We start from the raw sequence: 22,986 nt of genomic DNA, 5'->3' as shown, positions 1-22,986 counted from the left end.
CCCGCTCGGCCGTCCGCGCGTCCCGCCTGCCACCCCGCGGCGACGAGCGGGCGGAATGCCGCGGTCGGGCGTCCGGTGTACGCGGCCAATTCGCCCGCTCGGCCCTCCGCCCGTCCCGCCTGCCACCCCGCGGCGACGAGCGGGCGGATTGCCGCGGTCGCCCCGCACGCGCACCCCGGCATTTCGCCCGCTCGGCCCTCCGCCGGTTCCGCGCCCGCGGCGCCGCCGGGCGAGCGGGCGGAATGTCGCGGTCGGGTGCCCGGCGCACGCGGGCATTCCGCCCGCTCGGGCGAGCGGCCGTGCGCACACGCCGACCGGCCCCGCAACACGGCGTTGGGCGCGCGCTTGCCCGCCGTTCGCCTCCCGGCCACGCGGCCTCCCTAGCGTTCGAGCATGAGCACCCTGCGCGTCGTCGCCGTCATCCCGGCACGCGCCGGCTCGAAGGGCATCCCCGGCAAGAACCTCCGCACCGTGGGCGGCCGCACGCTGCTCCGGCGGGCGATCGAGTCCGCCCAGCGTGCCCGGCTCGTGGACGGTGTCGTGGTCTCGACGGACGGGGACGACATCGCCGCCGAGGCCGTCGCCGCCGGGGCACGCGTGGTCCGACGCCCGCCGGAGCTCGCAGGCGACGAGGCCTCGTCCGAGTCCGCGCTCCTGCACACCCTCGACGCCCTGCACGCCACGGGCGACGAGCCGCAGGTGCTCCTCTTCCTCCAGGCCACGTCGCCCTTCATCGACCCGGCCGACCTCGACGACGCCGTCGCCCGGGTCATCGGCGGCTCGGCGGACGCGGTGTTCGCGGCGACGCCCTCGCACGCCTTCCTCTGGCGTGTCGACGCTGCCGGGCACGCCGTCGCGGTGAACCACGACGCAGCCGTCCGCCCCCGCCGTCAGGACCGCGAGCCGGAGCACCGCGAGACCGGTGCGTTCTACGCCCTCCGCACGGACGGGTTCCGGCAGCACCAGCACCGGTTCTTCGGCCGCGTGGAGATCGTCTCCGTGGACCCGAGCGGTGCGATCGACATCGACGACGAGTCCGACCTGGCCCAGGCCGAAGCGCACGAAGCGCACGCCACGCACCAGGCGCAGAACGCGCAGGCCATGCACCACCCGCTCGACCCCCACCACACCGCGACCCTGCCGGAGCCACTCGACCCCCAGTGGTGGCACCTCGCCACGACGAACGGAGCACCATGACCGTCCACATCGGCACGTCCACGATCGGCGCCGGGCACCCCGCCTACCTCATCGGCGAGATCGGCCTGAACCACAACGGCGACGTCGACATCGCCAAGCAGCTCATCGACGTCGCGGCCGACGCCGGGCTCCAGGCGGTCAAGTTCCAGAAGCGCACGCCCGCGATCTCCACGCCCGAGCACATGAAGCAGACCCCGCGCAGCACCCCGTGGGGCGAGATGACCTACCTCGAGTACCGCTACCGCGTCGAGTTCGACCGCGACCAGTACATCGAGATCGGCGACCACGCCACGCTCCGCGGCCTCGACTGGTTCGCGTCGCCGTGGGACGAGCCGTCGGTGGACTTCCTCGAGGACCTCAACGTCGTCGCGTACAAGATCGCCTCGGCCTCCGTCACGGACCTCGGCCTGCTCGCCGCGGTGGCCGCGACCGGCAAGCCCGTGATCCTGTCGACCGGCATGTCCACGCTGGAGCAGATCGACCGCGCGGTCGCGGCCCTCGGCACGGAGCAGCTCGTCCTCATGCACGCGACGTCGACGTACCCGCTGCCGCCCGAGGAGGCCAACCTCCGCATGATCGACACCCTCGCCCAGCGCTACAGCGGCGTGCCGGTCGGCTACTCCGGCCACGAGCCCGGCCTGCAGATCTCGGTCGCCGCCGTCGCCCTCGGCGCGACGGCCGTCGAGCGCCACATCACGCTGGACCGCACGATGTGGGGCTCCGACCACGCCGCGTCGCTCGAGCCGCACGGCCTGAAGACCCTCGCGCGCGACGTCCGCATCATCGAGACCGCCCTCGGCGACGGGGTCAAGCGGGTCATGCCGGGCGAGCTGGCACCGCTGGCGAAGCTGCGTCGCGTCGACGCGTGAGGGCGGACGGTCCGGTCACGACGGCGCGGTCGCATGACCGCGACGGCACGGCCGGGAGGCTCGTGGTCGGGATCGTGGACACGGACTCCTTCGCGAAGTGGGGCGCCCACCTCCTCGCGGCAGCGCCCGCCGACTGGTCGCTGGAGCTCCTCGTGGTGCACACCCCTCGCACGGCGAGCCCGGCGCAGCTCCGGTCGGCGTTCCGCGGGCTCGACGACCGGCTCGCACACCTGACCACTGAGCCGCCCGCACCGCTCGACGTCGACGCGGTGGTGGAACGCCTCCGCCAGGACCCGCCGGACGCGGTGCTCGTGTCGGTGATCGGTCCGGTCGCCGAGCTGCTGATCGAGGAGGTCCACCGCCGGGTCCCTCGTCGTCCGGTCCTCGTGACCGGACTGCCCGGGATCTCGTTCCCGGCGAAGTGGAAGGGCGTGTTCTCCCGCGCCCGGGCCGACCTGTTCGTCTTGCACAGCCACCGCGAGGTGCGCGACTACGAGGCCCTGGCCACCGAGGACGGCGTGGAACCGTTCTTCGCGCTGGCCACGCTGCCCTTCGCCGCCGCACCCGCCCGCACCGCCCCGAACGGCACCGCCTCGCGCAGCCCCGCTCGGACACCGGACTCCGTGGTGTTCGCCGCGCAGCCGAGCGTGCCGCCCACCCGCGAGGAACGCGCCCGCGTCGTGCAGTGGCTCGCCGAGACGGCCAGGCAGCACCCGGAGTGGCGCGTCGTCGTGAAGACCCGGGCGGTCGCTGGCGAGCAGCAGACCCACCGGGAGGCATTCCCCTACGCCGACCTGGTCCCCGCGGACGCGCCGCCGAACCTCGTCGTGGCGACCGGGCCGATGGCGACGCACCTCGACCGCGCGGTGGCCCTGGTGACGATCAGCTCGACCGCCGTGCTCGAGGCCGTCGCCCGCGGCATCCCGGCGCTCACCCTGACGGACTTCGGGATCAGCCGGCCGCTCATCAACGAGGTCTTCGTCGACAGTGGACTCGAGGGCGACGCCATCGACCTGGTGGGCGGAGTCTTCGGAACGGTCCGGCCCGACTGGAGGAGGGACAACTACTTCCACCAGGAGTCGGACGACGACTGGGCGATCCGGACCGATCGGCTGATGGCGCTGCGGGACGTCGGGGCCCTCGTCGACCGACCAGCCGCACGACGGAGCCGCGGCGGGGTGTTCCGTCGGGCGTGGGAACGGAAGAACGCCCTCGGACCGGCCGACCAGTCAGTGCTGGGGCTCGTCGCCCTCGCGGCCGGGGTCCCCGTGCGCACGGCGAAGCGCCTCGTGCGACAGGTCGTCCGACTGGTTCGTCCGCCAGCACCGGCCGTCGTGCGGGCACCGCGCACGCAGCGGCAGCAGGCCCCTGTGCCGGACGCAGCCGAGGCCGCGACGGCGACCACGGCCGTGGTGGCGACCACTCGCTGAACCGGAGCGGTCTCGGGGGGCCCAGCCGGGCCTCCCGTCCGGCTAGTCGACCGCCTTCGCGACCGCCAGCAGCAGCTGGTCGCGCGACGGGACGCCGGGAGAACGGAAGACCTCGGCACCGTCCGCCCGCCGCACGATGATCGTGGGGGTCGAACGGATGCCGAGGTCTTCAGCGTCGTCGGGGTACGACGCGACGTCGCGTTCGACCACGTCGAGCCCGGGGACGATCCGTGCCGCGTCGGCAGCCACCCGGCGTGCGGCGGCACACGGTGCGCAGAAGGCGGACGTCCAGAGGTCGAGCTGCATGTGGTCCTGCAACGTCGTGGCGGGTGGGACTACTCCCGGTCGAACCCGCCGCTGCGGTCGCCGCGCTCCTGCAGGTCGTCGAGGTCGTCGGACTTCTCGGGCTCGTACGTGTAGTCGACCGAGACCTGGTCGACCACGTGGCGGGTGTGCGTGGCCTTGTAGGTGAAGGCCGTCTGCAGGCCCTCCACGTCCGCGAAGACCGTCACCTCGTCCTCGATGCCGTCGCCGGTGGCGGTGCGGGTGTCCGTCGTGCCGTCGAAGGGACCCTGGTGGTAGATGGCGGTGTACTCGTCGCCCTCGTGGATGGTGATGTCGCTCATGTCCTCCTGTCTACCAGGGGCCTGCTGTCCGGGGCCTCGTTGCCTGTTCCATAGCCCTGCTATATAGTTCAGGCATGGAATCATCGCGCGCCGAGACGGTAGAGACGCTCCTCGTCTCCGTGAACCGCCTGATCCGCACGGCCGTCCAGGCGACCGGCAACAGCACCTCCCCCGCCGTCTGGCGCACCCTCGGGATCCTGGAGACCGACCAGCCACTCCGGGTCGGCGAACTCGCGACCGCCTCGCGCGTGTCGCAGCCGACCATGACCCGACTCGTCGCCGGGATGCTCGACGACGGCCTGGTGTCACGGTCCGTCGACCCCGACGACTCCCGCGGCCAGCACATCGGGATCACCGATGCCGGCCGCGCGCGCCTGATCGAGTGGCGCGCCACCCTCACCCGCACCGTCGGCCCGGTCTTCGCGGACCTCGACGACGACCAGTGGGACGTCCTGCACGAAGCATCGGCCCTCATCGCGACGAGGACCAGAACGGAGATCCCCGCGTGAACGCCCACGCACCTGCTGCCGCCGGTCCTGCGGCTGCCCACGCACCTGCCCAGAAGGGCAGCATCCTCAAGCAGTCGAAGGCGGTCTGGGCGATCGCGTTCGCCTGCGTCGTCGCCTTCATGGGCATCGGCCTCGTCGACCCGATCCTGCCCGCGATCGCCGCCTCGCTCCGGGCGACGCCCGCGCAGACCGAGCTGCTCTTCACGAGCTACCTCGCGGTCACCGGCGTCGCGATGTTCTTCACCAGCTGGGTGTCGAGCCGCATCGGCGCCAAGCGCACCCTGCTCATCGGGCTCGCGCTCATCGTGGTGTTCTCCGTGCTCGCCGCCGTGTCGAACGACGTGTGGACGATCATCGACTTCCGCGCGGGCTGGGGTCTCGGCAACGCGCTCTTCATCTCCACCGCGCTCGCGACGATCGTCGGCGCTGCCTCGGGTGGCACCGCGTCCGCGATCATCCTCTACGAGGCGGCACTCGGCCTCGGCATCGCGATCGGCCCCCTCGTCGGCGGCCTGCTCGGGTCTGTCAGCTGGCGCGGGCCCTTCTTCGGTGTCACGACCCTGATGGCGATCGCCTTCATCGCGGTCGTCGTGCTCCTGAAGACCTCCGGGCTCGAGAAGCCCACGCCGACGAAGCTCTCCGCGCCGTTCCGTGCCCTCGCGCACCCGACGCTCGCGGCCCTCGCCGCCACCGCGCTCTTCTACAACATCGGCTTCTTCGTGCTGCTGGCCTACACGCCGTTCCCACTCGGGTTCGGGGCGCTCGGCATCGGGTTCACGTTCTTCGGCTGGGGCGTCGGTCTCGCGATCACCTCGGTGTGGGTCGCCCCGATGCTCACCGCCCGGCTGCGACGGACGACCGTGCTCCGGATCGCGCTGCCGCTGCTGGCGCTCGACCTGTTCGCCGCGGCCGTGGTCGTGACGTCGCAGCCCGGGCTCATCGTCTCCGTCGTGGTGGGCGGCCTGGTGCTCGGTGTGCTCAACACCGTGCTGACCGAATGCGTCATGGAGGCCACCGACCTCCCCCGCTCCGTGGCGTCGAGCGCGTACTCGGCCGTCCGGTTCATCGGCGGTGCGATCGCCCCGCCCGTGGCCACGCTGCTCGCTGACGCGTACTCCCCGAGCGCCGCCTACGTCTTCGCAGGGACGTCCGTGGCCGTGGCGTTCGTGGTGACGATCGTCGCCGCTCGGGCGCTCCGGCGGGTGGACGACGGCCCGGAAGGCGCGCGCGTCGAGGCCGAGGCCATCTCCGCCGGCGAGGCCGTCTGAGCCTCGGCTCGTCCCGGGCTCCACTGCCAGGAGGCCCGGTGCCGGTCCGTCGGACCGCCATCGGGCCTCCTGGCGGTTGCGGCCCCACCTCGTGGTTCCGCCCGCCGCCCGCCCGCCCGCCCGCCGCGTCGAGCGGGTGAAATACCCGCGTCCGGCGCGGAGCCGACCGCGGCACTCCGCCCGCTCGGCACCCGGGCCCGTCTCGTGAACGAGGGGCGACCGCCCGCCGCGTCGAACGGGCGAAATGTCGGTTTGCGCCGCGGAGCCGACCGCGGCATTCCGCCCGCTCGGCACCCGGGCCCGTCTCGTGAACGAGGGGCGACCGCCCGCCGCGTCGAGCGAGCGGGATACCCGCCTGCGCCGCGGACCCGACCGCGGCATTCCGCCCGCTCGGCACCCGGGCCCGTCTCATCAACGAGGGTCACCCGCCCGCCGCGTCGAGCGGGCGAAATACCGGCGTCCGCCGCGGACCCGACCGCGGCATTCCGCCCGCTCGGCGTCGGTGCCCGTCTCGTGAACGAGGGGGCATCCGCCCGCCGCGTCGAACGGCCGAAATGCCGGCGTCCGCCGCGGACCCGACCGCGGCATTCCGCCCGCTCGGCACCCGGGCCCGTCTCGTGAACGAGGGGGCATCCGCGCGCCGAGTCGAACGGGCGAAATGCCGGCGTCCGTCGCGGACCCGACCGCGGCATTCCGCCCGCTCGGGCTGGCCGGGCCCATCTCGTGAACGGAGGGGCGCCCGCCAGGGAGTCGGAGCCGCGCGGGAGCAGGGCGAGCGCGTCCGGCGGTGGCCGCGGTCTGGGGTGTCGGCGCCCGGCAATAGGATCGGGGCATGGCAACCGCGAATGACCGCCTCGTCTGGATCGACTGCGAGATGACGGGCCTCGACGTCGAGGTCGACGAACTCGTCGAGGTGGCCGTGGTCATCACCGACTTCGACCTCAACCCCGTGCACCCCGGGTTCGACATCGTGATCAAGCCCGACCAGTCGGCGCTGGACAACATGAACGAGTTCGTGACGAACATGCACGCGACGTCGGGCCTCAGCGACGAGATCCCGAACGGCGTCTCCCTCGCGGACGCCGAGTACCAGGTGCTCGAGTACATCCTCGCCCACGTCCCCGCCGAGGGCAGCGCTCCCCTTGCAGGCAACACCATCGGCACGGACCGCGCGTTCCTGGCGAAGTACATGCCCCGCGTCGACGGCCACCTGCACTACCGCAGCGTCGACGTGTCGAGCATCAAGGAGCTCTGCCGCCGCTGGTTCCCGCGCGTGTACTTCAACGCGCCGGAGAAGCACGGCGGGCACCGTGCCCTCGCCGACATCCTCGAGTCCATCCGTGAGCTCGAGTACTACCGCCGCGCGGGCTTCGTCGCCGAGCCCGGCCCCTCGACCGACGACGTCCGCGCCGTGGCCGCCGAGGTCGTCGAGGCCTGGGCACCCCGGCTCGCGAGCCCGACCGCCGAGTAGTGTCCCGGACACCCGCTCGCGTGTACTACTATTGAGTGGTTGCCCCGCAGGTCAGGGCGACAGACATGGTGGGTATAGCTCAGCTGGTAGAGCGCCTGGTTGTGGTCTAGGAGGTCGCGGGTTCGAGCCCCGTTACTCACCCCATGGTCGAAGGCCCCCGTCGGATGACGGGGGCCTTCGTCGTTCCACGGCTCCACCGCTGGGCCCGGCTGACGTCCGGGCGGGTGTGTCACGATCGAGCCCGTGATGGAGATGTCCGCCGAGGCGTTCGAGGCCCTCGTGACCGATGAGCTCGACCTGCTGCCGGACGAGATGGTCGACGGGCTCGACAACGTGGTGTTCGTCGTCGAGGACGAACCCGAGGACGGCTCCGAGCTCTTCGGCGTGTACGACGGCGTCGCTCAGACGGAACGCGGGCAGTACGGCTTCGGCGAGCTCCCCGACCGCATCGTGGTGTTCCGGAAGCAGCACCTGGCGGAGTGCGACACCGAGGAGGAACTCCGCGACGAGGTCCACACGACCCTGGTGCACGAGATCGGGCACTGGTACGGCATCGACGACGAGCGCCTGCACGAACTCGGTTGGGCCTGACCTCCGCATCCTCCGATCGGGCAGGGTCAGGAGCGAATCACCACGTCCGCCAGTGACGCGGGGTCCTCCGTGGCGATGAAGATGTCCTCCTGCGCGGCCCACCGGTCCCACTGCGCCGCGAACACCGCACCGTCGCGGTCGATCGCCCGGCGCTTCCGCTCCGCGTCGTCCGCCGACATCCAGATGCGGAGGGTCCCGAGGGGTGCCGACGCGCGGGACAGTGCGCCGCAGCCCTCGACCACGAGCGGCGCGGCCGGGTCGAGCGACACCCAGGCCGCGGGTTCCGACCGTTCCCAGTCCCACTGCCGGTAGCCCGACGGCGCACCGAGCACATCGTCCACCACGGCCGTCGATGCTGCCAGCAGCCCGTCCCAGCCGGGGTAGACATCGTCCAGGTGGACGAGCTGCGCTCCGAGTTCGGCCGCCAGGGCGCCACCGAGCGTGGTCTTCCCGGTGCCGGAACGGCCATCGACCAGGACGACGGAGCGTCGGCCGGAGGCGGCGGAGGCGACCCGTGCGCGGCCGGCCAGCTCCACGACGGAACTGAGCCGAGCCTCCCGGCTGGATGCAGGCGACGCGACCCAATCGGACGACCTCGCCTGATCGGAGGATGCGACCGGACCGACACCTGCCCGATCAGGCACGCCAGGTCCCCGCTGCGACGGCCACCGCGATCGACACCAACCCGATGCCCACGAGCACCGCGACCGTCGCCCACTCGGGTCCGCCGAACCGCGCCGGGCGCGCCCACGTGCGCGTGCCGGGCGCGCCGAAGCCCCGAGACTCCATCGCCACGGCCAGCGTCGTCGCGCGACGCAACGCCACGACGAGCAGGGCGAACGCCATCGACGCACCCCGACGCAGGCGTCCGGTGTCGCCGAGTCCCCTGGCTCGCCGGGCCATGCCGAGCTGTCGCCAGTCCTCACCGAGGAGCGTCATCATCCGGATCGCCGCGAGCGCACCGAGGACGAAGCGGGCCGGCAGCCGCAGCACCTGCCCCATCCCGTCCGCCAGGTCCGTCGGGTCCACGCGGACGAACAGCGCGACCGACGGGATCCCGACGGCGAGCACGCGCAGCATCGTCGCGAGCGCGAGCACCAGGGAGCCGTCGGTGACGTGGGCGAAGCCGAGGTCGAACCACTCCCGGCCGGAGGCGCGCCCGTAGAGCGCGATGCTCAGACCCGTCAGGGGCACCGCGAGCAGCACCGGCGACGTCCGCAGCACCAGCGTCCGCACCGGGATCCGCAGGAGCGGCAGCAGTGCGAGCTCGATCACCGGGGCGACCGCAGCGGACACGACGTCGAGACTCAGCACGAGGCAGACGCCGAGTCCGAGCACACCGAGCAGCATGGCCACCGGCTGGACGGCGTGCACACCGCGGGCATGCCGGACGGGAGGCTCACCTCGCCACGACGGGGACGCTGGCGTCGTCGGGGCGGTCACCACGCGCCTCCCGTGGTCGCGTCCGTCTCACCTGGTGCGCCTGGCTCGCCTGGTGCACCCGTCTCGTCAGGTACGCCCGTGTCGTCGTGTGCGTGTCGCGCGCCGGTCGGGGTGATGACGACCTCGTCCGCGTCGAGCGCGCGGACCAGGTCACGGTCGTGGGTGACCGCGACGATCGCGGTGCCGCTGTCGGCGAGGGCACCGAGACGGTCGACGACGGCCTGCCAGGTGGCGCGGTCCTGCCCGGAGGTCGGTTCGTCGAGCACCACGACCGGCGGGCGGGTGGCGACGACGGTGCCGATCGCGAGGCGACGCTGCTCGCCGCCGGACAGCGTGAAGGGGTTGGCGTCCGCCAGGTGTCGGAGCGCGAAGGCGTCGAGCAGGTCGTCGGCGCGGGCCGCAGCGTCGGGGAGGCCGAGGGCGCGGGGGCCGGCCTCGAGCTCGGCGCGCACGGTGCGGGCGACGAACTGGTGCTCGGGGTCCTGGAACACGGTGCCGATCCGCGCGGCGAGGGCGCGGCTGGTCCAGGCGTGGGGTGCTGGTCCGGCTCCGTCCGACAGGGCCTCGGTGGCGAGGAGCGTGCCGTCGGCGGGGCGGAGGAGCCCGGCGAGCGTCAGGCCGAGCGTGGACTTGCCGACGCCGTTCGGGCCGGTGACGGCGAGGACCTGGCCGCGGGTGACGGTGAGGTCGATGCCCGTGCCGACGCGCTGGCGGCGTCCGCGGGCGGTGGCGAGGCGCTCGGCGCGGAGGAGCGTGTCCTGGTCGAGCGGGCGGGATACCGTGATTGGTGGATCCTCCGGCGCTGGCATTTCGCCCGCTCGACGCGGGGTGGGGCGGGGGCGGCGGGCGGAGCCCCTGGCGGGTTCGGAGCCGGGGACCCACACGCCGGCGGCGGTCAGGGCGTCGCCGTGGGTCCGGAGCACCTCGGCAGGGGTGCCGTCCGCGACGACACCGCCGGCGGGTTCGAGCAGCACCAGTCGGTCGACCAGGTCGAGCCACGTGCCGATCCGGTGTTCGACGACCAGGAGCGTGGCGCCGGTGTCCTCGAGGAGTGCCCGGACCGCGTCGTGCACCTGCTCCACGCCGTCCGGGTCGAGGTTCGCGCACGGCTCGTCGAGCACCAGGGCGCCCGGTCGCATCGCGAGCACCCCGGCGAGCGCGAGTCGCTGCCGCTGACCGCCGGAGAGCATCGTCGTGGACCGGTCGAGCTCGAGGTCGAGCCCGACGACGTCCAGCGCGGAACGGACGCGCTCCCACGTCTCAGCGCGTGGAACCCCGGTGTTCTCGCACCCGAACGCCACGTCGTCGCCGATGCGGGACATGACGGTGTGCGCCTCCGGGTCCTGCATGACGAGGCCGACCCGGCCGCGGACGGACTCGGGCGGGGCACCGTCGACGAGCACGCTGCCCCGGACCTCGGCCGCGGTGTCGTCGTCGGGGTCGGGTTCGTCGGGCAGGACCGCTGCGACGGCCCGGAGGAGCGTGGACTTGCCGGCGCCGGACGGACCGACGACGGCCACGCGCTCCCCCGGCTCGACGACCAGGTCGACGCCGCGGACGGCCCAGGTGTCACGCTCGGCGTACCGCCAGCCCCAGTCGCGGAACTCGATCCGGGCGGGGTGGGCGCCCGCCATGCTCAGGCTGCCGACGACGGACGGCGCTTGGCGTGCTCGCGGCCGACCGCGAAGGACGACAGCACGCCGGTGCGGGCGAGTGCCCGGACGACGAGCCAGGAGCCGAGGCCGGCGATCACGGCGCCGGAGATGGTGCCGCAGACGATGTAGACGGCCTTGAAGGCGCCGTCGAGACCCGCGTACCAGAGGACCGAGTCGTTGATGCCCAGCGCGAGGCCGGCGGCAGCGCCTGCGAGCATGACGACCGGCAGGCGGTAGACGCGGTACAGGAAGAGCGCGAGGACGAGCTCAGCGCCGAGGCCCTGGACGAGGCCGGCCTCGAGCGTGCTCCACCCCCACTGCGTGCCGAGAAGGGCCTCGACGCTCGCGGCGACGATCTCGGCGTACAGCGCGGCACCGGGCTTCCGCACGATGATCGCGACGATCGGCCCGGCGAGGAGCCAGACCCCGCCGAACAGTGCCTGGGTGCCGGGCAGCAGGAGCGCGACCGCGGCGGAGAGCGGCTCGTAGCCGAACTCCCAGAGCTTGAACACGACGCCGACAGCGACGGCGAGCACACTCGCGACGACGATGTCGACGACCCGCCAGCGCAGGGAGCGCCTGGGCGCGGACGTCGCCGCCGTCGAGTGGGCGGTGGTGGTGGTGGGCGTGCCGGACGGCATCATTCGAGACTCCTCCCTGCGCCGGCATGACCCGGATCAGGTTCGACGGTCGGAGCGCTGCTCGCTCCCTCTCAGCCCGGCGATCCCGGACTCCCGTGTGTGTCCCAGCAGTGTACTGCTTCGGAGCCCTACTTCTTGAGGACGCGGATGAGCTTGCGGAGGACGGTGCCGGTCACCCAGATGACGGGGATGCTGACGACCAGCAGGGAGATGAGGTTGGGCTCGAACTCCAGGTCCTTGCCGGGACGACGCACGTACGCGCCGACGGGGAGGGTCGCCCCGCCGCCACCGCCGCCACCGTTCTGGTCGTCGCCGCCGCCCCCGAAGCCGAACCATCCGACGGACACCGGGATGAGGGTCTGGTCGCCGACCTCCACCGGGTCCCCGTAGTTCGTGGAGACCCCGACGGGGCGGACCTTGTCTGCGATCTGCGTGACGATGTTGGTCATGGCGCGAGGCTACTCCCGCGGTCCTGGCGACCGCGCGTGCTGTCCACACCCCGGAGCACGCCCGGACGCTGTCCACTGACGGCTCCGGCACGGCGGACAGCACAGGGACCCGCCGATACGTTTGCTGCAACCACCTACGGAGGAACGTTTGCACACCTGGCCCGGCAACCCCTACCCGCTCGGCGCGACCTACGACGGCAGCGGGACGAACTTCGCCCTGTTCAGCGAGGTGGCCGACCGCGTGGAGCTCTGCCTCTTCGACGAGGACGGCACCGAGGAGTGCGTCCCCCTCGTCGAGGTCGACGCCTACGTCTGGCACGCGTACCTGCCCAACATCGGCCCGGGACAGCGGTACGGCTTCCGCGTCCACGCCCCGTACGACCCGGCGAACGGCGTCCGCTCGAACCCGGCGAAGCTGCTCCTCGACCCGTACGCCAAGGCGACGAGCGGTGACATCGACTGGGACCAGTCGCTGTTCTCCTACACGTTCGGCGACCCGGACTCCACCAACGACGAGGACTCCGCGTCGCACATGGTGAAGGGCGTCGTGATCAACCCCTTCTTCGACTGGCAGGGCGACCGCGCTCCGCGGACCCCCTACGGCGAGACCGTCATCTACGAGGCCCACGTCAAGGGCCTCACGCAGACGCACCCCGACGTGCCCGAGGAGCAGCGCGGCACCTACGCCGGCGTCTCGCACCCGGCCGTCATCGAGCACCTCAAGCGGCTGGGCGTGACGACGCTCGAGCTCATGCCCGTGCACCAGTTCGTCAACGACTCGACCCTGCAGGACAAGGGGCTGTCGAACTACTGGGGCTACAACACCATCGGGTTCTTCGCGCCGCACTCGCACTACTCGTCCTCGGGCGACGGCGGACAGCAGGTGCAGGAGTTCAAGACGATGGTGCGCGAGCTCCACCGTGCCGGCATCGAGGTCGTCATCGACGTCGTCTACAACCACACGGCAGAGGGCAACCACCTCGGCCCGACGCTGTCGTTCCGCGGGATCGACAACGCCGCGTACTACCGGCTGATGGACGACGACAAGCGGTACTACATGGACGTGACGGGCACCGGCAACTCGCTCAACGTCGGCCACCCGCACTCGCTGCAGCTCATCATGGACTCGCTGCGCTACTGGGTGACCGAGATGCACGTCGACGGCTTCCGCTTCGACCTGGCCGCGGCGCTCGCGCGGGAGTTCTACGAGGTGGACCGCCTGTCGGCCTTCTTCGAGCTCGTCCAGCAGGACCCGATCGTGTCGCAGGTGAAGCTCATCGCCGAACCCTGGGACGTCGGCCCCGGCGGCTACCAGGTCGGCAACTTCCCGCCGCAGTGGTCGGAGTGGAACGGCAAGTACCGCGACACCGTGCGGGACTTCTGGCGGGGCGAGCCCTCGACCCTCGGCGAGTTCGCGTCGCGGATCTCCGGGTCGGCTGACCTCTACGAGCACGACGGCCGGACGCCCAAGGCCAGCATCAACTTCATCACGGCGCACGACGGCTTCACGCTGTACGACCTGGTGGCCTACAACGAGAAGCACAACGACGCCAACGGCGAGGACAACAACGACGGCGAGAGCCACAACCGGTCCTGGAACTCCGGGGAAGAGGGCCCGACGGACGACGAGTCCGTGAACGCGCTGCGGGTGCAGCGTCGCCGGAACTTCCTCGCGACGCTGCTGCTCAGCCAGGGCGTGCCGATGATCGCGCACGGCGACGAGCTCGGGCGCACCCAGCACGGCAACAACAACGTCTACGCGCAGGACTCCGAGCTGAGCTGGATCGACTGGGCCGCGGCGGACGACGACCTCGTGCAGTTCACGGCCGACGTCGTGAAGCTCCGGCACGACCACCCGACCTTCCGTCGCACGCGCTACTTCAACGGGCGCCCGGTCCGCCGTGGTCAGGACGAGCCCCTGCCCGACGTGGTCTGGCTGACCCCGTCCGGCGAGGCCATGGAGCCCGAGGACTGGGACTCCGGCTTCGGCAAGAGCGTCGGCATGTACCTCAACGGCGACGGCATCCGCGGACGTGACTCCCGCGGTGACCGGGTCACCGACGTGGCCTTCATCACGTACTTCAACGCGCACGACGACACCGTGACCTTCACCCTGCCCCCGGAGGAGTACTCCCCGGGCTGGACGGTCCGGATCGACACCGCCGCTCCGGGCGCCCGCGACGAGGTGCTCGACGCCGGGTCCCCGCTCGACGTGCCGGCGCGCTCGATGATCGTGCTCCGCGCCGAGCCCGACCACGTGGTCACGACCACCCCGGCGGAGGTCCAGGACGCAGCAGCGCCCGGACCCGACGCGCCGCAGGACGCCGTCAGCCCGGTGAACCCGGCCGGATCGCACGCACCGAGCGGCACCGCGCCCGCCCGTGGGACGACCGGCCCCTCCTCGAACGACCCCAACCCGAACGGAACCTCCCGATGAACCGCCGGATCCCGACCTCGACCTACCGGCTCCAGGTCTCGCCCGACTTCGACCTCACCGCCGCGAAGGACGTCGTCGACTACGTCCGCGACCTCGGCGCCGACTGGGTCTACCTCTCCCCCGTGCTCCAGGCAGAGCCGGGCTCCGACCACGGCTACGACGTCGTGGACCACTCGCACGTGGACTCGCAGCGCGGCGGGGACGACGCCTTCCGGGCGGTCGCCGAAGCCGCCCACGCGGCCGGTCTCGGCGTGCTCGTTGACATCGTCCCGAACCACGTCGGCGTCGCCACCCCGGAGGTCAACCCGTGGTGGTGGTCCCTGCTCGAGCACGGCAAGGACTCCCCGTACGCCGCCGCCTTCGACGTGGACTGGGACGCCGGCGACGGCAAGCTCCGCATCCCGGTGCTCGACGACCGCCTGCTCGACGCCGTCGTGCTGCAGGGTGACCGGCTGCTGGTCGGCGAGACCGCCTACCCCACCGCGCCCGGCACGGTCCAGAACGGCGACGACGTCGAGACCGTGCACGCGCGGCAGCGCTACGAGTTCGTCCACTGGAAGCGTGCGGACCACGAGCTGAACTACCGACGGTTCTTCGCGGTCAACACCCTCGCCGGGATCCGGGTCGAGGACCAGGAGTTCTTCGACGCCTCGCACGAGCTCGTCGGGGCCTGGTTCCGCGACGGCCTCGTCGACGGGCTGCGCATCGACCACCCGGACGGGCTCTTCGACCCCGCCGGGTACCTGCAGGACCTGCACGACCTGACGGGCGGCGCCTACACGCTCGTGGAGAAGATCCTCGAACCCGGTGAGCAGCTGCCGTCCTCCTGGCCCGTCGACGGCACCACCGGCTACGACGCCCTCGGCGTGGTCGACCGCGTGTTCGTCGACCCGTCGGGCGCCGAGGCGCTCAGCGCGACCTCCGGGTCCGAGCCGCACGACTGGCAGGCCCTGACGCACGACACCCGCCGTGGCATCGCCGACGGCATCCTCGGCAGCGAGGTCGCCCGGCTCGCCCGCATCCTCGTCGCCGAGACCGACGGACTCCCGCATGAGCGCGTGGTCGACGCCGTGGCCGAGATCGTGGCCTCGTTCGACGTCTACCGCACGTACCTGCCCGAGGGCGTCCACCACCTGGTCACCGCGCTCGAGCGAGCGGCCGAGGCCCGTCCGGACCTCGACGACGTCATCGACCGCATCGCCCCGGCCCTGGTCGACCCGACGCACCCCGCGGCGCTCCGGCTCCAGCAGACCAGCGGCATGGTGATGGCCAAGGGCGTCGAGGACACCGCCTTCTACCGGGTGTCCCGCCTGTCGTCCCTGAGCGAGGTCGGCGGCGACCCGAGCGTCTTCGCCGTGACCACCGACGAGTTCCACGTCGCGCAACGCGAGCGCCTCGCGAGCTGGCCGCACACGATGACGACCTTGACGACCCACGACACCAAGCGGAGCGAGGACACCCGCGCCCGCATCGCGGTCCTGTCCGAGCTCGGGGAGGAGTGGAACGCGACCTTCCAGCAGCTCCAGGCCCTGGCACCGCTCGAGGACACCGTCTTCGCCGACCTGCTCTGGCAGGCCATCGTCGGCGCCCGCCCGGCGTCTCGCGAGCGGCTGCACGCGTACGCCGAGAAGGCGTCGCGGGAAGCCGGCAACAGCACGACGTGGACCGAGCCGGACGAGGCCTTCGAGGGGCAGATGCATGCCCTCGTCGACGCCGCGTTCGACGACCCCGCCGTGGTGGCGCTCCTCGACGCCCTCGACGAGCGGATCACCGCCGCGGGCTGGTCGAACGGTCTGTCGGTCAAGCTCGTCCAGCTCACCGCGCCCGGCGTCCCCGACGTCTACCAGGGCACCGAGGGCTGGGACCGTTCCCTCGTCGACCCCGACAACCGCCGCGCGGTGGACTACACCGAACGTCGACACGCACTGGCTGCGCTCGACGGTCCCGACGACGACGGCCCCGAGCAGCTCCCGGCGATCGGGCTCGACGCCCGCGTCAAGCTCCTCGTCACCAGCCGGGCGCTGCGCCTGCGCCGTGACCACCCCGAGCTCTTCACGCGGTACCTGCAGCTCGAGGCCACCGGCAGCGCGGCGGACCACGTGCTGGCGTTCGACCGCGGCGGCGCCGTCACCATCGCCACGCGACTGCCCCTCGGGCTCGAGCAGGTCGGCGGCTGGGGCGACACGCTCGTGCACCCGGTCCCCCTCGACCGCGTCGACCTGCTGACCGGGCGGGCCGTGCCCGCGGACCGCGGCATCGCCGTGGCCGACCTGCTGAGCACCTACCCGGTGGCCCTGCTCGTCCCGGCGGACGTCGCCGGCACGACCGGGCACACGGCGGACGGGACGACCGCGACCGACGCGAGCGGGGACTCCCGGCCGGCTACTCCGACCGCAGCCGACCCGGCCGCCGCAACCACCACGACCGACGCATCCGGTGAGACCGACGCGCAGGCCGACATCGACATCCTGGAGGGTCACGCATGACCGAACCTGCCCGCTACGCCGTCTGGGCGCCGAAGCCGGAGCGCGTGCGCCTGGTCGTCGACGGCACCGAGTACCCGCTCGAGCGCGGTTCTGACGACTGGTGGGGCACCGACGCGGTGATGCCGGTCGTCGGCGCCCGCTACGGGTTCCGCATCGACGACGACGACGCGGTCCGCCCGGACCCGCGCAGCCGGTTCCAGCCCGAGGGCGTCCACGGCCCGTCCGAGGTCGTCGACCCCGAGCGCTTCGCCTGGACGGACGAGAGCTGGACCGGTCGCCCCGCGCGCGGCGCCGTTGTCTACGAGATGCACGTCGGCACGTTCACGCCCGAGGGCACGCTCGACGCCGCTGCCGCCAAGCTCGACCACCTGGTCGAGCTCGGCGTGGAGTTCGTCGAGCTGCTGCCGGTCAACGGCGTCAACGGCGAGTGGAACTGGGGCTACGACGGGGTCGCCTGGTACGCCGTGCACGCCCCGTACGGTGGACCGGACGCCTACGACCGCTTCGTCGACACCGCGCACGCGCTCGGCCTCGGTGTCATCCAGGACGTCGTCTACAACCACCTCGGCCCCAGCGGCAACTACCTGCCGCTCTACGGCCCGTACCTGGTGCAGGGGCTGGCGAACACCTGGGGCGACTCGGTCAACGTCGAGGACCCCGAGGTGCGTCGCTACGTGCTCGACAACGTGCGCATGTGGTTCCGGGACCACCACGTCGACGGGCTCCGGCTCGACGCCGTGCACGCCATCCGCGACACCTCGCGCCCGCACGTCCTCGCGGACATGGCGAGCGAGACCGACGCCTTCTCGGCCTTCGTCGGGCGTCCGCTGTCGCTCATCGCGGAGTCGGACCTCAACGACCCGGTGATGTTCCGGCCGCGCGAGGCTGCCGGGTACGGGCTCGCCGGCCAGTGGTCCGACGACTTCCACCACGCGGTGCACGTCGCCGTCACCGGGGAGACGAACGGCTACTACGCCGACTTCGCCCCGCTGTCGGCACTCGCGAAGGTGCTCGAGTCCGGGTTCTTCCACGACGGCACGTGGTCCTCGTTCCGTGGCGGGCGGCACGGGCGACCCATCGACCGCGGCACCTCCCCCACGACGGCGCTCGTCGTCGCGAACCAGAACCACGACCAGATCGGCAACCGCGCCGCCGGCGACCGCCTGGCATCGACGGTGTCGGACGAAGGGCTCGTCATCGCCGCGGCCCTGACCCTGCTCGGCCCGTTCACGCCGATGCTGTTCATGGGCGAGGAGTTCGCGGCGTCGACGCCGTGGCAGTTCTTCACCTCGCACCCCGAGCCGGAGCTCGGCAAGGTCACCGCCGAGGGTCGCATCAAGGAGTTCGCGCAGCACGGCTGGGACGAGTCCACCGTGCCCGACCCGCAGGACCCGTCGACGTTCCAGAACTCGAAGCTGGACTGGGCCGACACCACGTCGGAGCGCGGTATGGCGATCCTGCGGGCCTACCGGGTGCTCGTCGCGCTGCGTCGGACGGACGAGGCCTTCGTCGACCACCGGTACGAGGCCAACGCGGTCCGCTTCAGCGAGGACGGCCGCTGGCTCGTGCTGACGCGCGGGCTGCTCGGTCCGACGGCCGCCCCCGTGCACGTGGTCGTCCACCTTGCGGACGGCACTGCCGAGGTCCCTGTCCCGGACACCACCGGCGAGGTCCTCTACGCGTTCGGCGACGTCACCGTGCCGGACGGCACGGACTCCGTGCAGTTCGACGGTCGCGGCGTGGTCGTCCTCCGCTAGGGCCGACACCAGCACCACACGACGATGCCCGGCCGGGGGAACCCGGCCGGGCATCGTCGCGTCCCGAGGGGCGAGCGGGAGCAGCGGCACGGACCCCCGCCGCCCGCGCCCACTCGCGTGCTCAGTTGATCGGGTTCGACACCGCGTGCGCGTTCCGCCGCACCGACGGCAGCGGGTGGTGGTCCCGGACCAGGGCACGGACCTCCCGCACACGGCGGTCGATGCCCCACTTCGTCACCAGGGTCAGGCTCTCGCGGACGATGTTCCCGCTCATCTTCGAGACGCCGAACTCCCGCTCGGTGAACGTGATGGGGGTCTCGACGATGCGGAGCCCGGCCTCGAGCGCCCGCCAGCACAGGTCGACCTGGAAGCAGTACCCCTTCGACGCGATGCCGGCCAGGTCGATCCGCCGGAGCGCGTCGGCCGTGAAGACCCGGAACCCACCGGTGGCGTCCCGCACCGCGATGCCGAGGGCGAGTCGCGTGTACAGGTTGCCGCCCCGGGAGAGCAGCTCGCGGTACCAGGGCCAGTTCTCGACCTCGCCGCCCTTGATCCAACGAGAGCCGAGGACCAGGTCGTTCGAGTCCGCGAGCTCGATCAGCCACGGCAGGTACTCGGGATGGTGGGAGCCGTCGGCGTCCATCTCCACGAGCTTGTCGTAGCCCTGCTCGAGCCCCCAGGCGAAGCCGCTCAGGTAGGCGCCGCCGAGGCCGTCCTTCACCGTCCGGTGCAGCACGTGCACCCGGTCGGTCTCGCGGGCGATCGCGTCGGCGATGTCACCGGTGCCGTCGGGCGAGTTGTCGTCGACGACGAGCACGTGGACGTGGTCGTCGGTCGCGGCGAGGGTGCGCTCGACGATGGGGCGGACGTTCTCCGCTTCGTCGTAGGTCGGGATGATGACCAGGGTGTCGCTCATGGTGCTCCTCGGATGGTTCGATCGAACATATCGGTCGGGTGCTGGTTCACCCGTCCGACAGGTCTGCGAAGACGATCAGATTGTCGGTGTAGTGCCCGGTTGCCGTGTCGAACGTGCCGTCGCACGTGATGAGCCGCAGCGTGGGCGTGGGGGTGGTGCCGTACACGTCGCTCGTCGGGAAGGCCGACTTCGACGCTCGTTCGGTCTTCTCGACGGTGAAGGTGCGGCTGCTGCCGTCCGTCATGGCGACGTGGACCTGGTCTCCGGCAACCAGCTCGTCGAGCCGGAAGAACACGGCGGCGCTGGTGGGGCTGTCGACGTGCCCGGCGATGACCGACGGACCGACCTGCCCGGGGACGATGCCGTCGCTGAACCAGCCGGCGTTGTCCCACCCCTTCGGCGGGTCGAGCTCGCCGGCGGCGCCACGGTGCAGGTCCTCGAGCGAGGCGTCGACCCCGATGGCCGGGATCGTCACCCGGGTCGGGGTGGCGTCGGAGCGGGCTTCGGGAGCGGCCGGGTCCTGGAACCCGGTGATGTCCCGGTCGCCGCTCCCGGCCGCCGCGGAACCAGCAGCGGAACCGGCCGTGGAACCAGCAGCCGCGGAACCGGCAGCACCGGCAGCGGCACCGGCGCTCGACGACGCCGAGCTGGCCGGGAGGGCGGCACCGTCACGGTCCCCGACGGCCACGGCCACCCCGGTCGCCACGGCTCCCGCCGCAACCACGACGGCCGCCGCGGTCCCGACGACGACCCAGCGCCGTCCGAGTCTCGCCGCCAGGGACACCGTGCGGGCTCCGGCAGCCGCAGCATGTCCGCCAGAGCGAGACTCGCCGCCACCAGCCGCGCCAGCGCCACCAGCCGGGCCAGCGCCACCAGCCGCGCCGCCGCCGCCAGCCGGGCCAGCGCCACCAGCCGCGCCAGCGCCGCCGCGCCCGGCCGACCGCCGCCCGCGCTCCCCGCTCACGACGCACCCCCGCCCGCGGTCGCGCAGCCGCCGAGCACGTCCGACGTCAACATGGTCGCGCCGAGCGCTGCCCACGCGTCCCCGTAGTAGGTCGGCGTCGTGGCCGAGGTCCGGTCAGCACGCTCCAGGTCGGCCCGCGCGGCACCGGTCGCCCCGGCCGCCTGCTCCGCAGCGGCTCGCGCCGCGTACGCCAGCGCGCTCCGGTCCCCCGTGACGGCCGTGCCGCCGAGGTCGAGCTGCGCGGCGAGCTGCGTCGTCCGGCGGAGCGTGGGCGCGATCGACGCGGCGAGCGCGCGGTCGGGAGCCGTGCAGGCCTCGGCGTAGCGCAGCGGCATCCGCATGGCGTCGTACCCGTAGAGCACCCGGGCGTCGTCCCCGGTGGCGGGCATCGGGTCGACGGTGCCGTCGGCGTGCACCTGCGACCAGTCGCTCGGCAGGTCGGACTTCTCGAGCACGGCACGGGTCACCGCGGTGGAGCTCGTCTCGAGCTCCTTCCAGCGGTCGTCCTGCGTCGCGGCGGCGAGCACCCGGTAGGCGGCCGGTGAGGCGTAGGAGGCGTTGTACCGGTACGGCTCGGAGTCGGCCCACGGTCCCGGGAGCAGGATCAGCCCGAGGTCCGTCCTGGCCGTCTCGTGGTCGAGCACGGCCGCGGCCATCCGCTTGCCGGCGGCGGTGTAGCGCTCGTCGTCCCAGGCGTCGCCCGCGAGCACGAGGGCCCTGGCGGTGTCGAGGTCGGCGTCGCTCGCGGACTGTGCGTCCGAGACGCCGCCGTCCGGGGTCCAGCGCCAGGCGAGCAGCTGGTCGTCGGTGAGCAGGTGGCGCTTGGTCCACGACCAGATGTCGCCGAAGCGGTCGCGGTCACCAGCGGCGTAGGCGATGAGCAGCCCGTAGGCCTGTCCCTCGCTGACGGTGTCGTTGCCCTGGTCCTTGCGGACGACGCGGCCGTCCTCGACGTACCGGTCGAGGAACGCGGTGCGCAGCTGCGCCGGCGTGCGGGTGCCGTCGGGGGCGGTGGTCGAGGTCGGCGTCGAAACGCCGCCGGCGTCCGGCGCGCGGTCGGACCACGGTCGGACCGCGGCGACGGCGATGCCGCCGGCGACGAGGACCGCGGCGAGCGCCACGGCGGTGACGGGGATCCAGTTCCTGCGGGTCATGCGGGCTCGCTCTCTGCTGGTGGCTGGGGCGTGCGGACTGGAGGCTCGGACCAGGTGCGCGGATCGGCGCACGTGGGGCGGGCCTCCAGTCCGGGTCGGGCGGCACGACCGCCGATCGGACGAGACATCCTCCGATCAGGCGGGACGACCGCCGATCGGACGAGACATCCTCCGATCAGGCGGGACGACCGCCGATCGGACGAGACATCCCTCGATCAGGCGGGACGACCGCCGGTCAGGCGACGGTCAGTTGAAGAGGCCGCGGATCGTGCGGACGAGGGCGTGGAACGCGTCGGTGGAGGGGCGCTCGGCGGCCGTGCCGCCGCCGCCGGTCTGCACGCCGCCGGCCGGGGTCTGCGCGGTCGCGGCCGCGTCGGTGACGGGCACGACCGTGAGGTCGCCCTTGCTGTCGTCGAGGACGAACAGGGTGGAGACGGTGTTGCCGGCGAGGTCCACGTCGGCGCTGCCGACCTGTCCACCGCCGCTGAGGTCGAGGTTCCACTTGCCGGCGCCGACCGTGGCGTACTTCGTCGCGGTGCCGAACTTCGCGTCGGAGGCGATCGCGGTGCCCTCGGAGGTGCTGACGTCGACCGTCTTGGCCGTGGTGGCGGCCTGGACGAGCCGGAGCTTGGCCTTGCCGTCGCCGGGCTGCTGCAGGTCGTCGGTGAACGCGGCGGTCTTCAGCGAGGTGTTCTTGCCGTAGGCGACGACGGTGCTGGCGTTGCCGCCCTGCACGGTGACGTCGGTGGAGATGACCGGGGTGGAGTCGGGTGCGTCGGAGGCCCGCATCGAGAGCACGTAGGTGCCGGTCGGCAGCTCCTTGTAGGGGCTGACCTGGCCGTAGGTCACGTCGTCGAGCTCGAAGACGGTCTTGCCGCCGGCCAGGCTCGACAGTTCGACGTCGACGCCCTTCGTGTCCGGCGAGAGGTGCCCGACGCGGAGCCAGCCGTCCTGCGGGGCGGCGGTGGCGGCGCTGGCGGTCTGCGGGGCGAGGCCGACGGTCGCGGCGACGAGGGTCGCGGCGAGGGCGCCGACGACGACGATGCGGCGGCGAGGGGTGCGGAGGGAGGCGGTCATGATGGTGCTCCTTCGGGTCGGGGCGGTGCTGGTGCGATCAGGGCGA

The 22,986-nt window shown here is 72.5% G+C and carries 21 protein-coding genes, 1 tRNA gene and 1 riboswitch; of the genes, 11 read left to right on the top strand and 11 right to left on the bottom strand.

Annotated elements, in window-relative coordinates; translation table 11 throughout:
- The first annotated feature begins 393 nt into the window (after positions 1 to 393).
- From ITJ68_RS07790 to ITJ68_RS07780, 3 genes are read left to right on the top strand one after another with little or no spacing between them, the layout of a single operon-like run.
- Entirely contained in the window at positions 394 to 1,197 is an 804-nt protein-coding gene (locus ITJ68_RS07790) for a cytidylyltransferase domain-containing protein (protein ID WP_194660668.1), read from the top strand.
- Entirely contained in the window at positions 1,194 to 2,066 is an 873-nt protein-coding gene (locus ITJ68_RS07785; protein ID WP_194660667.1) for an N-acetylneuraminate synthase family protein, read from the top strand. The genes ITJ68_RS07790 and ITJ68_RS07785 overlap by 4 nt, the downstream gene beginning before the upstream one ends.
- Positions 2,063 to 3,496 carry a DUF6716 putative glycosyltransferase gene (locus ITJ68_RS07780; RefSeq protein WP_194660666.1) on the top strand — a complete coding sequence of 478 codons (1,434 nt, stop codon included), beginning with the start codon at positions 2,063 to 2,065 and terminating at the stop codon, positions 3,494 to 3,496. Before ITJ68_RS07785 ends, ITJ68_RS07780 begins: the two co-directional genes overlap by 4 nt.
- Before the next feature lie 42 nt (positions 3,497 to 3,538).
- Here the strand turns inward: ITJ68_RS07780 and ITJ68_RS07775 are convergent, their stop codons facing one another.
- Both ITJ68_RS07775 and ITJ68_RS07770 read right to left on the bottom strand, forming a co-directional pair.
- A complete protein-coding gene (locus tag ITJ68_RS07775) occupies positions 3,539 to 3,802 on the bottom strand; it encodes a thioredoxin (protein ID WP_194628976.1) in 264 nt (87 codons plus the stop codon).
- Between the two features lie 29 nt (positions 3,803 to 3,831).
- Positions 3,832 to 4,122, bottom strand: a complete 291-nt coding sequence (locus ITJ68_RS07770) for a hypothetical protein (RefSeq protein WP_071272016.1) — start codon at positions 4,120 to 4,122, stop codon at positions 3,832 to 3,834.
- Between the two features lie 74 nt (positions 4,123 to 4,196).
- Here ITJ68_RS07770 and ITJ68_RS07765 point away from each other — a divergent pair, with 74 nt between their 5' ends.
- The 5 genes from ITJ68_RS07765 (at position 4,197) to ITJ68_RS07745 (ending at position 7,961) form a co-directional block, all read left to right on the top strand.
- Positions 4,197 to 4,631, top strand: coding sequence for a MarR family winged helix-turn-helix transcriptional regulator (locus ITJ68_RS07765; protein WP_194660665.1), 435 nt, complete (start codon positions 4,197 to 4,199; stop codon positions 4,629 to 4,631).
- A 62-nt stretch (positions 4,632 to 4,693) separates the two neighbouring features.
- Positions 4,694 to 5,899 (top strand): MFS transporter, encoded by a 1,206-nt coding sequence (locus ITJ68_RS07760; protein WP_194660845.1) that lies wholly within the window; start codon positions 4,694 to 4,696, stop codon positions 5,897 to 5,899.
- 832 nt (positions 5,900 to 6,731) lie between these two features.
- Positions 6,732 to 7,370, top strand: a complete 639-nt coding sequence (gene orn, locus ITJ68_RS07755; RefSeq protein ID WP_194660664.1) for an oligoribonuclease — start codon at positions 6,732 to 6,734, stop codon at positions 7,368 to 7,370.
- A 68-nt stretch (positions 7,371 to 7,438) separates the two neighbouring features.
- A tRNA-His gene (locus ITJ68_RS07750) sits at positions 7,439 to 7,514 on the top strand.
- A 102-nt stretch (positions 7,515 to 7,616) separates the two neighbouring features.
- A complete protein-coding gene (locus tag ITJ68_RS07745) occupies positions 7,617 to 7,961 on the top strand; it encodes a metallopeptidase family protein (RefSeq protein ID WP_194660844.1) in 345 nt (114 codons plus the stop codon).
- 26 nt (positions 7,962 to 7,987) lie between these two features.
- Here the strand turns inward: ITJ68_RS07745 and ITJ68_RS07740 are convergent, their stop codons facing one another.
- The 5 genes from ITJ68_RS07740 to ITJ68_RS07720 all read right to left on the bottom strand — a co-directional run bounded on the left by ITJ68_RS07740 (position 7,988) and on the right by ITJ68_RS07720 (position 12,149).
- The gene (locus ITJ68_RS07740) at positions 7,988 to 8,497 is read right to left on the bottom strand and encodes an ATP-binding protein (RefSeq protein WP_323743247.1); all 510 of its coding nucleotides are present in this window, start codon (positions 8,495 to 8,497) and stop codon (positions 7,988 to 7,990) included.
- A 100-nt stretch (positions 8,498 to 8,597) separates the two neighbouring features.
- Positions 8,598 to 9,335 carry an energy-coupling factor transporter transmembrane component T gene (locus tag ITJ68_RS07735; protein ID WP_323743246.1) on the bottom strand — a complete coding sequence of 246 codons (738 nt, stop codon included), beginning with the start codon at positions 9,333 to 9,335 and terminating at the stop codon, positions 8,598 to 8,600.
- 65 nt (positions 9,336 to 9,400) lie between these two features.
- Positions 9,401 to 11,038 (bottom strand): ABC transporter ATP-binding protein, encoded by a 1,638-nt coding sequence (locus ITJ68_RS07730; protein ID WP_194660663.1) that lies wholly within the window; start codon positions 11,036 to 11,038, stop codon positions 9,401 to 9,403.
- 2 nt (positions 11,039 to 11,040) lie between these two features.
- Entirely contained in the window at positions 11,041 to 11,700 is a 660-nt protein-coding gene (locus ITJ68_RS07725; protein ID WP_194660841.1) for an ECF transporter S component, read from the bottom strand.
- A riboswitch (TPP riboswitch) is annotated at positions 11,696 to 11,807 on the bottom strand. (Overlaps the previous gene by 5 nt.)
- Before the next feature lie 21 nt (positions 11,808 to 11,828).
- On the bottom strand, positions 11,829 to 12,149 hold the full coding sequence (locus ITJ68_RS07720) for a hypothetical protein (protein ID WP_194628965.1): 321 nt from the start codon (positions 12,147 to 12,149) through the stop codon (positions 11,829 to 11,831).
- Positions 12,150 to 12,297: 148 nt separating this feature from the next.
- On the opposite strand from ITJ68_RS07720, the gene glgX reads away from it, so the two are divergent.
- From glgX to treZ, 3 genes are read left to right on the top strand one after another with little or no spacing between them, the layout of a single operon-like run.
- On the top strand, positions 12,298 to 14,586 hold the full coding sequence (gene glgX, locus ITJ68_RS07715) for a glycogen debranching protein GlgX (protein ID WP_194660662.1): 2,289 nt from the start codon (positions 12,298 to 12,300) through the stop codon (positions 14,584 to 14,586).
- The gene (gene treY, locus ITJ68_RS07710; RefSeq protein WP_194660661.1) at positions 14,583 to 17,072 is read left to right on the top strand and encodes a malto-oligosyltrehalose synthase; all 2,490 of its coding nucleotides are present in this window, start codon (positions 14,583 to 14,585) and stop codon (positions 17,070 to 17,072) included. Before glgX ends, treY begins: the two co-directional genes overlap by 4 nt.
- A complete protein-coding gene (treZ, locus tag ITJ68_RS07705; protein ID WP_194660660.1) occupies positions 17,069 to 18,829 on the top strand; it encodes a malto-oligosyltrehalose trehalohydrolase in 1,761 nt (586 codons plus the stop codon). Before treY ends, treZ begins: the two co-directional genes overlap by 4 nt.
- 121 nt (positions 18,830 to 18,950) lie before the next feature.
- On the opposite strand, the gene ITJ68_RS07700 is transcribed toward treZ, so the two are convergent.
- From ITJ68_RS07700 to ITJ68_RS07685, 4 genes are all read right to left on the bottom strand, one after another.
- Complete coding sequence (locus ITJ68_RS07700; RefSeq protein ID WP_194628957.1) at positions 18,951 to 19,745, bottom strand: polyprenol monophosphomannose synthase; 795 nt, start codon at positions 19,743 to 19,745, stop codon at positions 18,951 to 18,953.
- Between the two features lie 46 nt (positions 19,746 to 19,791).
- Entirely contained in the window at positions 19,792 to 20,451 is a 660-nt protein-coding gene (locus ITJ68_RS07695) for a class F sortase (protein WP_194660659.1), read from the bottom strand.
- Positions 20,452 to 20,705: 254 nt separating this feature from the next.
- The gene (locus tag ITJ68_RS07690; RefSeq protein ID WP_194660658.1) at positions 20,706 to 21,863 is read right to left on the bottom strand and encodes a glycosyl hydrolase family 8; all 1,158 of its coding nucleotides are present in this window, start codon (positions 21,861 to 21,863) and stop codon (positions 20,706 to 20,708) included.
- 246 nt (positions 21,864 to 22,109) lie between these two features.
- Positions 22,110 to 22,940: a DUF4397 domain-containing protein gene (locus ITJ68_RS07685; protein WP_194660657.1), complete on the bottom strand. Its 831-nt coding sequence runs from the start codon at positions 22,938 to 22,940 to the stop codon at positions 22,110 to 22,112.
- Positions 22,941 to 22,986: the final 46 nt, after the last annotated feature.

It is taken from the genome of Curtobacterium sp. VKM Ac-1395, assembly GCF_015350975.1.
Lineage (GTDB): Bacteria > Actinomycetota > Actinomycetes > Actinomycetales > Microbacteriaceae > Curtobacterium.
Note: the sequence above shows the minus strand (reverse complement) of the source record. Positions and strands in the feature narration are given on the sequence as shown.

Bases quoted from the DNA above. Each gene is read 5' to 3' on its own strand.
- ITJ68_RS07745 (WP_194660844.1), top strand. From the start codon at position 7,617: ATGGAGATGTCCGCCGAGGCGTTCGAGGCCCTCGTGACCGATGAGCTC.
- ITJ68_RS07700 (WP_194628957.1), bottom strand. From the start codon at position 19,745: ATGAGCGACACCCTGGTCATCATCCCGACCTACGACGAAGCGGAGAAC.
- ITJ68_RS07765 (WP_194660665.1), top strand. From the start codon at position 4,197: ATGGAATCATCGCGCGCCGAGACGGTAGAGACGCTCCTCGTCTCCGTG.
- ITJ68_RS07725 (WP_194660841.1), bottom strand. From the start codon at position 11,700: ATGCCGTCCGGCACGCCCACCACCACCACCGCCCACTCGACGGCGGCG.
- ITJ68_RS07785 (WP_194660667.1), top strand. From the start codon at position 1,194: ATGACCGTCCACATCGGCACGTCCACGATCGGCGCCGGGCACCCCGCC.
- ITJ68_RS07690 (WP_194660658.1), bottom strand. From the start codon at position 21,863: ATGACCCGCAGGAACTGGATCCCCGTCACCGCCGTGGCGCTCGCCGCG.
- ITJ68_RS07775 (WP_194628976.1), bottom strand. From the start codon at position 3,802: ATGCAGCTCGACCTCTGGACGTCCGCCTTCTGCGCACCGTGTGCCGCC.
- orn (WP_194660664.1), top strand. From the start codon at position 6,732: ATGGCAACCGCGAATGACCGCCTCGTCTGGATCGACTGCGAGATGACG.
- ITJ68_RS07730 (WP_194660663.1), bottom strand. From the start codon at position 11,038: ATGGCGGGCGCCCACCCCGCCCGGATCGAGTTCCGCGACTGGGGCTGG.
- ITJ68_RS07685 (WP_194660657.1), bottom strand. From the start codon at position 22,940: ATGACCGCCTCCCTCCGCACCCCTCGCCGCCGCATCGTCGTCGTCGGC.
- ITJ68_RS07770 (WP_071272016.1), bottom strand. From the start codon at position 4,122: ATGAGCGACATCACCATCCACGAGGGCGACGAGTACACCGCCATCTAC.
- treZ (WP_194660660.1), top strand. From the start codon at position 17,069: ATGACCGAACCTGCCCGCTACGCCGTCTGGGCGCCGAAGCCGGAGCGC.
- ITJ68_RS07720 (WP_194628965.1), bottom strand. From the start codon at position 12,149: ATGACCAACATCGTCACGCAGATCGCAGACAAGGTCCGCCCCGTCGGG.
- ITJ68_RS07790 (WP_194660668.1), top strand. From the start codon at position 394: ATGAGCACCCTGCGCGTCGTCGCCGTCATCCCGGCACGCGCCGGCTCG.
- treY (WP_194660661.1), top strand. From the start codon at position 14,583: ATGAACCGCCGGATCCCGACCTCGACCTACCGGCTCCAGGTCTCGCCC.